12 protein-coding genes are annotated in these 12,673 nt (G+C 70.0%); 5 read left to right on the forward strand and 7 right to left on the reverse strand.

Annotation, left to right across the window (positions count from 1 at the left end; translation table 11 throughout):
• Positions 1-26: 26 nt before the first annotated feature.
• The gene (locus VF106_RS49055; RefSeq protein ID WP_330847021.1) at positions 27-992 is read left to right on the forward strand and encodes a DUF5937 family protein; all 966 of its coding nucleotides are present in this window, start codon (positions 27-29) and stop codon (positions 990-992) included.
• Between the two features lie 10 nt (positions 993-1,002).
• On the opposite strand, the gene VF106_RS49060 is transcribed toward VF106_RS49055, so the two are convergent.
• A complete protein-coding gene (locus VF106_RS49060; RefSeq protein ID WP_330847022.1) occupies positions 1,003-1,821 on the reverse strand; it encodes an isocitrate lyase/PEP mutase family protein in 819 nt (272 codons plus the stop codon).
• A 69-nt stretch (positions 1,822-1,890) separates the two neighbouring features.
• On the opposite strand from VF106_RS49060, the gene VF106_RS49065 reads away from it, so the two are divergent.
• Positions 1,891-2,865 carry an ArsR/SmtB family transcription factor gene (locus VF106_RS49065; RefSeq protein ID WP_330847023.1) on the forward strand — a complete coding sequence of 325 codons (975 nt, stop codon included), beginning with the start codon at positions 1,891-1,893 and terminating at the stop codon, positions 2,863-2,865.
• A gap of 2 nt (positions 2,866-2,867) precedes the next feature.
• Here VF106_RS49065 and VF106_RS49070 read toward each other — a convergent pair whose 3' ends face one another.
• Positions 2,868-4,559 carry an acyl-CoA dehydrogenase family protein gene (locus tag VF106_RS49070; protein ID WP_330847024.1) on the reverse strand — a complete coding sequence of 564 codons (1,692 nt, stop codon included), beginning with the start codon at positions 4,557-4,559 and terminating at the stop codon, positions 2,868-2,870.
• Positions 4,560-4,635: 76 nt separating this feature from the next.
• On the reverse strand, positions 4,636-5,184 hold the full coding sequence (locus VF106_RS49075; protein ID WP_330847025.1) for a dihydrofolate reductase family protein: 549 nt from the start codon (positions 5,182-5,184) through the stop codon (positions 4,636-4,638).
• Between the two features lie 77 nt (positions 5,185-5,261).
• Here VF106_RS49075 and VF106_RS49080 point away from each other — a divergent pair, with 77 nt between their 5' ends.
• Positions 5,262-5,891: a class I SAM-dependent methyltransferase gene (locus VF106_RS49080; RefSeq protein WP_330847166.1), complete on the forward strand. Its 630-nt coding sequence runs from the start codon at positions 5,262-5,264 to the stop codon at positions 5,889-5,891.
• Between the two features lie 788 nt (positions 5,892-6,679).
• Here the strand turns inward: VF106_RS49080 and VF106_RS49085 are convergent.
• Genes VF106_RS49085 through VF106_RS49095 form a run of 3 tightly spaced genes read right to left on the reverse strand, consistent with a single transcriptional unit; the run spans position 6,680 to position 8,873 of the window.
• Entirely contained in the window at positions 6,680-7,282 is a 603-nt protein-coding gene (locus VF106_RS49085; protein ID WP_330847026.1) for a hypothetical protein, read from the reverse strand.
• The gene (locus VF106_RS49090; protein WP_330847027.1) at positions 7,279-7,887 is read right to left on the reverse strand and encodes an RNA polymerase sigma factor; all 609 of its coding nucleotides are present in this window, start codon (positions 7,885-7,887) and stop codon (positions 7,279-7,281) included. The genes VF106_RS49085 and VF106_RS49090 overlap by 4 nt, the downstream gene beginning before the upstream one ends.
• Before the next feature lie 59 nt (positions 7,888-7,946).
• Positions 7,947-8,873 (reverse strand): anti-sigma factor RsbA family regulatory protein, encoded by a 927-nt coding sequence (locus tag VF106_RS49095; protein ID WP_330847028.1) that lies wholly within the window; start codon positions 8,871-8,873, stop codon positions 7,947-7,949.
• Between the two features lie 55 nt (positions 8,874-8,928).
• On the opposite strand from VF106_RS49095, the gene VF106_RS49100 reads away from it, so the two are divergent.
• Positions 8,929-9,411 carry a hypothetical protein gene (locus tag VF106_RS49100; RefSeq protein WP_330847029.1) on the forward strand — a complete coding sequence of 161 codons (483 nt, stop codon included), beginning with the start codon at positions 8,929-8,931 and terminating at the stop codon, positions 9,409-9,411.
• Between the two features lie 409 nt (positions 9,412-9,820).
• Here the strand turns inward: VF106_RS49100 and VF106_RS49105 are convergent, their stop codons facing one another.
• Positions 9,821-10,627, reverse strand: a complete 807-nt coding sequence (locus VF106_RS49105) for an SAM-dependent methyltransferase (protein ID WP_330847030.1) — start codon at positions 10,625-10,627, stop codon at positions 9,821-9,823.
• 48 nt (positions 10,628-10,675) lie between these two features.
• Here VF106_RS49105 and VF106_RS49110 point away from each other — a divergent pair, with 48 nt between their 5' ends.
• The gene (locus VF106_RS49110) at positions 10,676-12,628 is read left to right on the forward strand and encodes a S9 family peptidase (RefSeq protein ID WP_330847031.1); all 1,953 of its coding nucleotides are present in this window, start codon (positions 10,676-10,678) and stop codon (positions 12,626-12,628) included.
• The last annotated feature ends 45 nt before the right edge of the window (positions 12,629-12,673 follow it).

The raw sequence follows: 12,673 nt of genomic DNA on the forward strand, positions 1-12,673 counted from the left end.
TGACACCGAAATGGAGGCTGCTCGGCATGCCGGTCACGTTCCGGATCACCGACCCGGCGTCCTGCCGCTGGGCGATCTCGCCGCTGCGGGAAACCCTGAACGCGGTGCGGTTGCTGGCGCAGCCGCACCGGCAGGGCTACCACCAGCCGTGGCTGCGGGAAGTGGCGCCGGCGCTGGACGAACTGGACCTGACCCCGCTGCTGCAGGTCATGCCGAGGACGACGTACAACCCGGACTTTCTCGTCCCCGCGCCACCGGGACCGTCCGCCCGCTTCGGCGAGGAGCTGGCGGTCGTGCGGCACACCCCGGCCAGACAGGTGCGCTCCGAGCTGGGGCGCTGCCTGCGCGGGCAGCACGGCCGCCGGTTGCCGCCGCCGGCGCAGTCACTGGTCAACCACCCGCTGCGCGCGCGACGGCTGCTGACCGACACCCTCGAAGCGTGCTGGGAACGGCTGATCGAGCCGTGGTGGCCACGGATCAACGACGTGCTGGCGGGCGACATCGCGTACCGCACCCGGCAGCTGGCGGACGGTGGACTGGCGGCGGTGCTGTCCGACCTGCACCCGAAGATCAGCTGGCAACACCCGAACCTGGTGATCGACCTGGAGACGACCGGCTTCCGCGACGCGGACGCTGGCCTGGTGCTGATGCCGAGCACGTTCGAGTGGCCGAACGTGGGCGTGGTCCTGGACCGGCCATGGCTGCCGACGATCGACTACCCGGCCCGGGGCATCGCCGCGCTGTGGGAGCCGCGCTCGGACCCGCCGGACGCGCTGGCCAGGCTGATCGGCCGCACCAGAGCGATACTGCTGGCCGCGCTCACCGCACCGACGTCCACCACCGGCCTGGCCCGCCAGTGCGCCCTCCCGAACAGCACGGTCAGCGAACACCTGAGCATCCTGCGCGACGCGGGCCTGATCACCACCTACCGCACGGGCCGCTTCCTCCAGCACAGCCGCACCCCGCTGGGCACCCAACTGGCGAGCCAGTGACCCGCGCGTGTCAGTGCCGCATGAGGGCGTTGAGTGAGGCGTAGTCGAGGGCGTCGGTGAGCGTGGTGTACGTGCCGGCGCCCTGCGCCTCCTCGGTGGCACGTCGTACGACCGCGTACGCGGACTCGGCGACCGACGAACCGAGGCTCACCCGGGCCACGCCGAGCTCGGCCAGTTCCGCCACGGAGGGCGCACCGGGACCGGCGAGCACGTTGACCGGCGCGGACACAGCCTTGACGAGGGTCGCGATCGTCGCGGGGTCGCTGACGCCCGGTACGAACACGCCGTCGGCGCCGGCGGCGAGGAAGGCGGTCGCACGTGCCACGGTCTCGTCGACACCGCCGACACCACGCAGGAAGGTGTCGATGCGCGCGTTGATGTACAACGGCAGGCCGGCGTCGTCGGCGGCGGCGCGGGCGGCGGCCAGCCGGGCGCACTGGTCGTCGACGTCACGCAACGACGCCGGGCCGGTGTGCAGCGCGTCCTCGATGTTCACCCCGGCTGCTCCCGCGGCGACGACCCTGCTGACGGTGGCGCGGACTTCCTCGGGTGTCACACCGAAACCGGACTCGATGTCGGCGGTCACCGGCACGGACACGGCGGCCACGATCCGGGCGATGAGGTCGACGGCGAGATCACGGCCGAGCGCGTCGCCGTCGGGTGCGCCGAGACTCCACGCGACGCCGGCGCTGGTCGTCGCGATCGCGGGGGCACCGGCGGCCTCGGCGATCCGGGCGCTCGCGACGTCCCATGCGTTGACCAGGACGAGGGGCCCCTCGCCGGTGTGCATCGAGCGGAACAGCTTGGTGTTGAGGTGTTGATCGGTCATGCCCGTGAGTCTGCGGCGCTGGTCGCGGCGACGGTATTGTTTCAGCTCCAGCTGAAACGAAGGGCCGTCGTGGTTGCCATCGGCTTGTCGGCGAACGCCGTCGCCCGTATCCGGTTCGCGGTCTCGTGTCTGTGGGAGGTCGTCGCGAGCGTGCGGGTCCTCCGCCACCCGAGCGGCCACGTCGTCCACGTTCCTTGGGTGGACAAGGTGCGGCCCCGGCTCGTCGACGCCGGCCTCATGGAGGGTCTGCTCTGGCGGCTCATTCCGGCTGAGCCGCGATACCTGCCCGACTTCCTCACCCCGCCGCCCGACGGCCTGACACCCGACCTCGACACCGAGCTGGCGGTACTGCGTGCGACGCCGCCCGAGGTGGTCCGCGCCCACCTCGACCTCTACGAGGACGTTCACACCGGTGTGGTTCAAGACCTGTACGCGGACCCCGAGGCGGGGCTGCGCCGTCTTGCCGACGAGATCACCGAGTACTGGCGCATCGCCATCGCCGCCGACTGGCCGCGAATACGGGTCCTGCTGGGCGCCGAGGTACACAGCCGTTCCCGCGTGCTTGCCGAGAACGGCGCCGCCGTACTACTCGACAACCTTCACCAGCGAGTCCGCTGGCGGGGCGACGGGCTCTCGATCACCCAGCCGTACTGCTCCGCCGCCGATGCGCCCCATGGTGGCGGCATCGTGCTGATCCCCTCGGTCTTCGTCTGGCCGTCTGTGCTCAGTGTCTGGACCGGCGACTCGCCCCAACTCGCCTTTCCAGCCCAGGGCGCGGCCACGCTGTGGGAAGGGCCGGCGCGGGCATCCGAGGCGTTGAGCGCCGTCATCGGACGTGGCCGAGCCCAGCTGCTGGTCGAGATGCGCGCGCCGGTGTCCACCACCGAACTGGCCCGCCGCACCGGGATGTCCGCCAGCGGCGTGTCACAACACCTCGCCGCGCTGCGTGCCGCCGGCCTGGTCACCGCACACCGTGACGGCAAAGCCATCCTCAACACCAGGACCACCGTCGCCGAAGCGCTGCTGGCCGCCGCGGTTTGTTGAACTCAGGGGGCTATCCACGGGCCCGCTATGGACGGGTCCAGCACGCCCTCCTCCAGCCAGGTGTAGGAGTCGGCCAGCACTCGGGTGGCGACCGTGCCGTCGTGGTCGTCGGTGTTGACCCACAGCTGGTCGGACAGTGCGGCCACGCGACGCCGGGCCTGTCGGCAGAAGGCGTCGGCCAGTTCGACCGCCGAGTCGCCGAGTGCCTTGGCGTACACGCAACTCGCGGTCATCGCGTACAGCTCGGCGGCGGTGTCCACGATCCGGCCGAGGAACATCTGCCGTGACCCGAGTGCCGATCCCCACCGCGCCTTGCCGGTGTCGATGTGGCGCTCGAGCCGGCGCGCCGCGCGGTCGACGAAACGCACGTGCTGGGCCAGCACGCCGAACGACCCCGCCAGCGACGAGGACGGCACCGGCCGACCGACCACAGTGGACTCCCGCAGCGCGTCGGTTGCGACGAACACCCGCAACGCCTCGGAGGACCCGTCGAAGATCCGCGCGATCCGCACGTCCCGCAACAACTGTTCGACCGGGACCCCGCGTTCCCCACGCGCCGCCGCGGACTCGGCCGTCTCGTAGCCGCGCCCGCCGCGGATCTGCACCAGCTCGTCGGCGATCCGCCACGCCTTCTCGGACGCGAACAGCTTCGCGAGATCCGCCTCCAGCCGCGTGTCGAACCGCCCGGCGTCGGCGTGCCGGCCGGACACCTCGACCATGGCCCCCAACGCGAAGGCCGTCGCCGCGATGAAGGAGATCTTGCTCGCCACGGCCGCGTTGGCGCCGATCGGCCTGCCCCACTGGACCCGCTCCCGCGACCACTCCCGCGCGACCTTCAGGCTCCACTTCGCCGCCGCGGCACACATCGCCGGCACCGACAGCCGGCCCATGTCCTGCGCCGCCAACGCGATCTCGAGCCCCTGCCCCTCCACGCCGATCCGCCGCGACACGGGAACGAACACGTCCCGCAGGCGGATCACCCCGGTCGCCGACCCACGCAGACCGAGGAACGAGCTCCGGTGCTCGACGGTGACACCCGGGGAGTCCGCCGGCACGACGAACGCGGACATCCCGCCCGGCCCTTTCGCCATCACGACGAGGAAGCCCGCGCGCACCCCGTTGGTGGCCCACAACTTCACCCCGTCGAGCAGGTAGCCGCCGGCCACCGCGGTGGCCGTGGTGCGCAGGCGGAACGGATCGTTGCCGGTGTCCGGCTCGTTGAGGACGAACGCGGAGATCTCCCGCACGCACCGCGGCAGGAACTCCTTGCACTGCGCGTCGGTGCCGAACAGCAGCAACGGCTGGACGAGCCCGATGGACTGGTGCGCCGCGAGCAGTTCCCCGAGCGACGAGTGCGCGCTGCTGACGATCATCAGTGCCCGGTGGTAGCAGGTATTCGGCAACCCGAGCCCGCCGTACTCCTTGGGAATCCTGATACCGAAGGCGCCGATGTCCCTGAGCCCGTCGACGACCTCGTCGGGGATCCGGTCCTCGCGCTCGATGACCCGTCCGTCCACTGTGTCCACACAGAACGCCCGCAGCCGCGCGAGGAACGCCGAACTGTCAGCGTCGAGCGCGAATGACGGGATCGAGTCGATGAGGTCGAGCCTGAGCCGGCCGGCGAACAGTTCCCTGCCGAAGCTCGGTTTGGCCACTGTGTCCGTCCAGACCGGCTCTTCGTGTCCCGTCGACATCGGACTCTTCCTCCTGGTAGCTACCCCATCAGGGGATCACCAGGAGGCGCACTGCGCGGTAATTGTCCGGTAACGCTCACTGGTAGCTCAGCAGCACGGCACGGTTGTCGAACCCGCGCGTCGCGACGAGCCTCAGGTTGAGCCGTTCCCCCACCGGGAACAGCCGCTTGCCCCCGCCCAGCACCACAGGGTGGACGACCACCTGGTATTCGTCGATCAGGCCGATACGCGCGAGCGCCGCGGCGACCTCGGCACCGCCGGTGAGCACCATGTCCTTGCCCTGCTCGGCTTTCAGCGCGCGGACCGTGCCTTCCAGATCGGCGCTGACCCGCGTGTTCCAGCCGGCCTCCGTGAGCGTGCGGGAGAACACGACCTTCGGCGTGTCCCGCCAGATCGGCGCGAACCTCAGGTCGTGCGGGTGGTCGGAGACCTGGTCGGCGGTGGGCCAGTAGCTGGACATGAGATCCCAGACCACCCGGCCGTACAGGTAGGTGTCGACCCGCTCCGTCAGGGCGTCGGAGTACGCGGACAGCTCCGGCGTCAACTCCGGCCAGTCGAACTCCCCGTTGGGCCCGCAGATGAACCCGTCGACCGAGGCGTGCACCCAGTAGATGACCTTCCGCATTGTCCCGCTCCTCACGCTTGATGGTTGTGACACCAAGTCGGAGCGACGCCCGGGTTCTCGACATCTACGGTGAGACCATGATCGCGGACGGCTGGCTGGAAGACACTCGAACGTCGTACGACACGGTCGCGACCAGCTACGTCGACATGGTGCCCGACCTCGTGGCCGCCGACCCGTTCCTGCGCGGGGCGCTGGCGTTGTTCGCCGACATGGTGCCGAGCGGCGGCCCGGTCGCGGACGTCGGCTGCGGCCCGGGACACGTCACCGCACGCCTACACGACCTGGGCATCGACGCCTTTGGCATCGACCTCTCCCCCACCATGATCGAGGTGGCCCGGCGAGCCCACCCCGCCCTGCGGTTCGAGGTGGGCTCGATGACCGACCTGCCCCTGGCCGACGCCTCGGTCGACGGACTACTCGCCTGGTGGTCACTGATCCACATCCCCGACGACGCGATGCCCGCGGTCCTCGCACACTTCCGCCGCGTACTGCGCCAAGGCGGCCCACTGCAAGTCGGCTTCCACGTCGGCGACGAGTCCCGACTGAAGACGGAAGGCTACGGCGGCCACCCGATGAAGGTCCACGTCCACCGCCGCCAGCCGGACCAGGTGGCGACCTGGCTGACGGACGCCGGCTTCACGGTCAAAGCCCACCTGAACCTCGACCCACACAGCACCCGCCCACAAGCAATCATCTTCGCGACCTGAGGCTCCCTGCGTTCCGGCAATGCCACGGGTGCGGTGAAGGGAGCCTTCCTTTTGCTGGGCATTAGGAAGGACGCCTTCCTCGTACGGCCACCTGCTCGAACCGCCCGCAAAACGGACGCTTCCCGCCGTCAGCCCGCACAACCGCGAACCACCACACGGGTTCAACGCCCCGACGTAGCTCGAGCGGTTCCATGATCAACGCCAACACAGATGGTTGCGCAGGCATCCCCACCCATACCCCGCAGGGCTCCGTCAAAGTCTTGCTTCTCGGGCGGGCGAGCTGGGTTGCACCGTCAGGTGGTGGCTGATGTCCCGAGGGTGCCCTTCAGGGCATCCGGGAGCCGGCCCTGGCCGAGCGCGGTGCGGTGCGGGGAGCCTTCCTCACCGTGGGCGTGATGAAGGACGCCTTTCCTCGCGCAGCAACCGACTCGAACCGCCCGCGAAACGGGCACTTCCCGCAGTCAAACCACGAAACCGCCGCCCGGGCTCAACGCCCCGACATCGCCCGAGACCGTTTCATGATCAACGCCAACACAGATGGTTGCGCAGGCATCCCCCACCCATACCCGGGGGGCCACCCCGAGGCCATCGTACCAACCGACACAGACAAAACCCCAGGTCGCAAGGGCCTGTGGACAACTTTCGGGGGCCAGTCCGAGCGAATGGGACACTCGTGCGCCACCGCGGATCCGAACGTCGCGCCAGAGAGATGGCGGTTTGTCGGCATAGGGGGAGTGGGTTCGGGCCGGTGTCTGGGGGAATTCGCGGCCCGAACCCACTCCATCCGGTCAGCCACCCGGAGACGGCGGTATGGCGCCGCTGGGGGGCACGGCGGTCGCGGCGCCGCGGGCTTTGCTGGCCGGAGTTCGGGGGCCGGTCGACGGTGTCGGGGTCTCGACCGGCGGTTTGCCGGAGTCGGTCTTCGACGGCTTGCCGCCGTCCTTGTCGTTATTGCCCGGGTTGTCCGTCGGACTGCCGTGGGACGACGCCGGGGTGTCCGTGCAGGACGCCGGGCACGGGACGGACGTCGGCGGTGTGACCTCGTCCGTGGTTCGCGGGTCGAGCCCGGGCGACGAGGGCACGGCCGGCACGGACGCTGGTTCGGTCACCGCCGGCGGGTCGGCCGGAGGGACGGGCGACGACCACGGCAATGCGCCGCCAGCCGCGGCGACCACCACTCCCGTTGACGCCACCAGACCTCCTATGACCATGGCCTTCACTGTCAGTGCACGTGCCAGGAGCGACCGGCGTGGCGGGGCGGACGCGGCCGCCCGGAAGGCGGCCACCGCCTGGTGCTCGCCGGTCAGCTCCTCCGGATGCGCGGGCGCGCTCGCCGCACGCAGCACTGCCCCGAGTGGGTCGGGGTCGTTGCCTCGCGCGTGCATAGTCATCTCGTCTTTCTTGGCGTCCCGGCGCCCGCGTGTGTCACACCCGCGTCCGCGCGTTGCTGTTCGAGTCGTTCGGCCAGGGTGCGCAGCCCGCGCCAGACGGCGGTGCGCACCGCGCCCGCCCGCTTGCCCATGACCTTGGCCGTGGCCTTCACGTCGAGACCGAGCACGATTCGTAGCAGCACCGCCTCGGCCTGGTCTCTCGGCAGGGTGGCGATGAACGCGACGGTCGCGTTCGTGGCCGCGAGTCTGATCACCTGTTCGGCCGTGTCCTGCCCGTCCGGCAGATCGGCCACCATGTCCAGCGACACTCCGGTGACCGGCCGTCGCTGGTTGCGGCGCAGGTGGTCCAGCGCCCGATGCCGTGCGATGGTGGCCGCCCAGCCGCGGAACCCCGCGCCCTCGTCGCGGAACGATCGGATGTCCCGCGCGATCTGCAGCCACGTCTCCGACGCCAGATCCTCCGCGTCGTCGCCGACCAACCCACGCAAATACCGCAATAGTCCTGGCTGTACCTCCCGGTACAGCAACCGGAAAGCCGCCTCGTCGCCGCCGCGGGCCGCACGCACCGCGGCGGCCAGATCAGCCGCCGCCTGACCTGCTGTCACGAACATCCTCGTCTGTTGAACGGCCCCCTGCCCGTTAGGCGTACAACGGTGCAGAAGTGTCACACACGAAGGAACGCGCGGACCGCGGAGCCCTCCTGACCAGCGTGAATTCGGACAAGGTCGGCCAAATCGTTGACCAGCAGGAGCCCGCGCCCGTTGGGGTTGTCCGGGTCGGCGGGGTGCCGGCCTGCCATCGGGTCGAGCTTGCCTGGCGAGCGGACCTCGCACACCACGTGGGTACCGTCGGAGAACACGACCAGGTGACCAGGCCCAGGCGTGTGGACGATGCTGTTGGTCACCAACTCGGTGACGATCAGGGCAAGGTCCTGCAGGCGTTCCTCGCCCAGCCCGAAGCGCTGGCCCTCCGCGACGGCGAACCGGCGGGCGGTGCCGACGTCGGCCGGCACGGCGATCCGGCAGCCTTCGACGGTCGGGGTCGTCATCGGCTGGTTGTAGCGGCTCACGACGTCGTCGGGGTCGTACCGGTCGCTTCGGCTCTGGCCGTCGACGTCCCAGACCTCCGGGTGCGTGGCGTACGCGTCGGCGATGGCCGTCTCGTCGAGCCCGGCGAGGTCGTACGGGCACAGGATGGTGACGTCCCGTCCGGCGAACGCGGCGTTGATCAGCGCCTCGTGCTGCACACACGCGGGGTACTCGGTGTCGCTGCGGCCCTGCCAGATCGGCTCGCCGACGATGCGGACGTGCCGGTCGGGATGGGCGTCGGCGAAGCGCCGCAGCACGCCGGCGATGATCCGGCCGGGGTTGCGGCCCTCGTGGGTCATGTCGAGCAGCTTCACGTCGCCGGCCGCGTCGCCGAGCGCCTCGCGGACCAGCCGCAACCGGGGGCCGGGCACCGAGACCGCGACCGGCTGCCCGAGATCGAGTCCTTCGGTCACGAAAGGCACGATGGTGGCCTGGTACTCGTCCTCTGAGCGGTAGAACAGGGCGGGGTGCACGAACCGTGTACTCACCAGACGCCCAGACATACTGACGAACCTACACTTGCCGGCCGGGAAAGGGCCGGGCCGAAAGGAACAAACCGTGCCCCGCATCGGCATCACCGGCCACACGAACCTGACGCCGGCATCGTTTCCACTGGTCAGCGATGCTATGCGGAGTGCACTGGCCACCCACGCCGCTGGCGGGCTGTCCGGCGTGACATGCCTCGCTCAGGGTGCCGACCAGGTGTTCGCCCACGCGGTGCTCGACCTGGGCGGGACGCTGCACGTGGTGCTGCCCTCGGCGGACTACCGGGAGAACCAGGTGGGCCCCGACAACCTGCCGGAGTTCGACGCCCTCCTCGACCGCGCGGCCACCGTGCACACGATGCCGTTCCCCCGCTCGGGCCCGGCGGCCTACATGGCGGCGAGCGAGCACATGCTGGCGAGGATCGACACGCTGATCGCGGTGTGGGACGGCAAGCCGGCGACGCACTACGGCGGCACAGCGGACGTCGTGGACGCTGCCCGCCACTGCGGCCTCCCCGTCGCGGTGGTCTGGCCACCAGGCGCCAACCGCGCCTGAGCCGCTCTCCCGGTTTTCGGGTTGTCGAGCCCCAGATCTGTCGTAGAACCGTGAACCCGGTCTGGCGGCAGTCCTCCGGTGACGTGGCGCTGCGCACCCGACCCCCGCCAGGCACCGACGAAGCGGGCCGTCCCGAAGCAACAACAGCCGCCCGATCACCGGTAGATCCGAGTGACCCACGCGTCGGCACCCGACCGTCGAGGCAAGATCGCGTTCATGATCAACGCCAACACAGATGGTTGCGTAGGCATCCCCCACCCATACCCGGGGGGCCACCCCGAGGCCATCGTACCAACCGACACGGACAAAAGCCCTGGTCGCGGGCCCCTGTGGACAACTTTCGCCAACGAGTCCGAGCGAATGGGACACTCGTGCACCGGCTGGCCCTCAGGGCTTACCCAGGCCGTGCTCAGTGCTTCTGTGCCACACCCGCGTAGAGGCCGTCCCGTTCTGGTGCGTCGTCCTCGTCCGGGAGTTCCGGGCGCCACTGGGAGGTGGTGACCAGGCCTGGGTCGACCAGCTCGAAGTCGCCGAACAGGCGTAGCACCTCGTCGCGGCCGCGGGCGCACACGTTGTTCTGCGAGCTTTTCATGATCTCGGTGAGCTCGTCGGCCTTGACCGTCGCGAAGTCGTTGGTCAGGTGGCTGATCGCCAGGTAGCTGCCCGACGGGAGGGCGTCGCGGTAGGTCGCGAAGACGCCGTACGGGTTCTGGTCGGGGAGCACGTAGTGGCCGATGGTGATGGCCAGCAGACCGATGGGCTTCGTGAAGTCCAGGAGCCGCTGCGTGTCGTAGTCGGTGAGGATCAGGCCGGGCTGCGTGATGTCGGCCTGCACGATCGCCGCGTTGTCGTTGTCCTCCAACAGAAGCTGGCCGTGCGCGACCGCGACGTGCTCGTTGTCGACGTACACGACCCGTGCCCTCGGGTCGACACCCTGTGCGATCTCGTGCACGTTGCCGACCGTGGGGATGCCGGAGCCGAGGTCGAGGAACTGGCGGATGCCCTGGTCGAGCATGAAGAGCACAACACGCCGCATGAACGCGCGATTCATGATCGCGAAGCGCTTTGCTTCGGGCTGGACGGCGAGGATCTTCTCGAGGAACTCCCGGTCCACCGCGAAGTTGTGGCTGCCGCCGAGCAGGCAGTCGTACATTCGCGCGGCGCTGGGCTTGTCTATGTTGACAGTTGTCGGTACCCAGTTGGTCTGTTGTGACACTTGTTCGACCTTAGTGGCAACGTTGACCCGGATGGTAGGAACAGCCGGGTGACCAACTTCGCCGATCTCGACGAGTACGTCGCTCTCCCCCGCGCCGCCGGTCTCTGGCTCTCCCCTGACGGACGCCGGCTGGTCGTCGGGGTGTCCGCCCTCGACGAGAAGAAGACCAGGTTCGTGCCCGCGCTGTGGGAGGTCGACCCGGACGGGAACCGGCCGGCCCGCCAGCTGACCCGGGGCGAGGGTGGCGAGACCGGTGCCGCGTTCACCCCCGATGGTGACCTGCTGTTCGTCTCGGCGCGGCCCGCCGAGGAAGCGAAGTCATTGTGGCGGCTGCCCGCAGGCGGCGGTGAGGCGGCACAGGTCGCGTCCGCGCCCGGCGGTGTGCGGGGTGTGGCGGTCGCGCGGGACGCGGGCACGATCGTGTTCGGCGCGAACATGTTGCCGTCGGCCACGACCGCGGCGCACGACGAGGAACTGCACAAACAGCGCAAGGACGGCGCGGTCGTGGCGATCCTGCACGACGAGTTCCCGGTCCGCTTCTGGGACCACGACCTCGGACCGGCCCGCACCAGGTTGCTCGCCTCCGCACCGGGCCAGGAGTTCAGCGACCTCACCGGGCACGTCGGCCGCGCGCTGCATGACGACACCGCCTGGGACATCACGCCGGACGGGCGGACGGTCGTGACCATGTGGGCGGTCGCCGAACCCGGTGCCGCGCAACGCGACACGCTCGTGGCCATCGACGTGGCGACCGGTGAGCGGCGCGTTCTCGCCGACCACGCGGACCACGACTACAGCGAACCCCACGTTTCCCCGGACGGCACACAGGTCGCTGTCCTCGTACGGAAGCTGCCCACACCCGAGCGGATCGGGGACACCTGGCTGGCCGTCGTTCCGATGGCCGGCGGCGAACCACGCGCGCTGACCAACTCCTGGGACCGCTGGCCGGGCTCGCCCCGGTGGACGCCGGACGGCACCGCGATCGTGGTGGTCGCCGACGACCACGGGCACGCACCGCTGTGGCGGGTGGACGCGGCGACCGGCGACGTGACCCGGCTGACGGAGACCGGCGCGTTCACCGACCCGTCGGTGTCGCCGGACGGGCAATGGGTCTACGCGTTGCGCTCGGCCGTGGACCAGCCGCCGACCCCGTACCGGGTGGCGCTCGACGGCGGCGAAGCGCGACCGCTACGCGGTCCCGCCCCGGCCGTCGACGTGCCGGGAACGCTCGTCGAGGTCACCGCGACCGCCGAGGACGGCGCACCGCTGCGGGCATGGCTCGCCCGACCGGCCGGCGAGGAACCGGCTCCGCTGTTGCTGTTCGTGCACGGCGGCCCGCTCGGGTCATGGAACGCGTGGCACTGGCGGTGGAACCCGTGGCTCGCGGTCGCTCGCGGTTACGCCGTGCTGCTGCCGGACCCGGCTCTCTCGACGGGCTACGGGCTCGACTTCATCCAACGCGACTGGGGCGAGTGGGGCGGTGCCCCGTACACCGACCTGATGGCGCTCACGGACGCGGCCGTCGCGCGTCCCGACATCGACGAGACTCGCACGGCGGCGCTGGGCGGCTCGTACGGCGGGTACATGGCGAACTGGGTGGCCGGCCACACCGACCGCTTCCGCGCGATCGTCACGCACGCGTCGCTGTGGCAGATGGAGCAGATGGGCTCGACCACCGACTGGGCGTTCGAGTGGGTCCGCGAGATGACCGCCGAATCGGCGGACCGCAACTCACCGCACCAGTTCGCCGACCGCATCACCACCCCGATGCTGGTCATCCACGGCGACAAGGACTACCGCGTCCCCATCGGCCAGGCGCTGACCCTGTGGCGGGACCTCACGTCCCGCGAACCCGGCAGGCACAAGTTCCTGTACTTCCCGGACGAGGGCCACTGGATCCTGAAGCCCAACCACGTGAAGGCCTGGTACGCCACGGTGTTCGCGTTCCTGGCACACCACCTGCACAACGAGGAGTGGCAACCACCGAAGATCCTCGGCTAGCGAACTGTACGGTCGACCGTATAGTTAGTTTTGAACTATACGGTC

The sequence above is a fragment of the Actinophytocola sp. genome (genome assembly GCF_036378875.1).
GTDB lineage: Bacteria > Actinomycetota > Actinomycetes > Mycobacteriales > Pseudonocardiaceae > Actinophytocola.

What these genes read in the sequence shown, in the direction of transcription:
- VF106_RS49060 (WP_330847022.1), bottom strand. Translation starts at nt 1,821, where the DNA reads ATGACCGATCAACACCTCAACACCAAGCTGTTCCGCTCGATGCACACC.
- VF106_RS49055 (WP_330847021.1), top strand. Translation starts at nt 27, where the DNA reads ATGCCGGTCACGTTCCGGATCACCGACCCGGCGTCCTGCCGCTGGGCG.
- VF106_RS49080 (WP_330847166.1), top strand. Translation starts at nt 5,262, where the DNA reads ATGATCGCGGACGGCTGGCTGGAAGACACTCGAACGTCGTACGACACG.
- VF106_RS49070 (WP_330847024.1), bottom strand. Translation starts at nt 4,559, where the DNA reads ATGTCGACGGGACACGAAGAGCCGGTCTGGACGGACACAGTGGCCAAA.
- VF106_RS49095 (WP_330847028.1), bottom strand. Translation starts at nt 8,873, where the DNA reads ATGTCTGGGCGTCTGGTGAGTACACGGTTCGTGCACCCCGCCCTGTTC.
- VF106_RS49085 (WP_330847026.1), bottom strand. Translation starts at nt 7,282, where the DNA reads ATGACTATGCACGCGCGAGGCAACGACCCCGACCCACTCGGGGCAGTG.
- VF106_RS49075 (WP_330847025.1), bottom strand. Translation starts at nt 5,184, where the DNA reads ATGCGGAAGGTCATCTACTGGGTGCACGCCTCGGTCGACGGGTTCATC.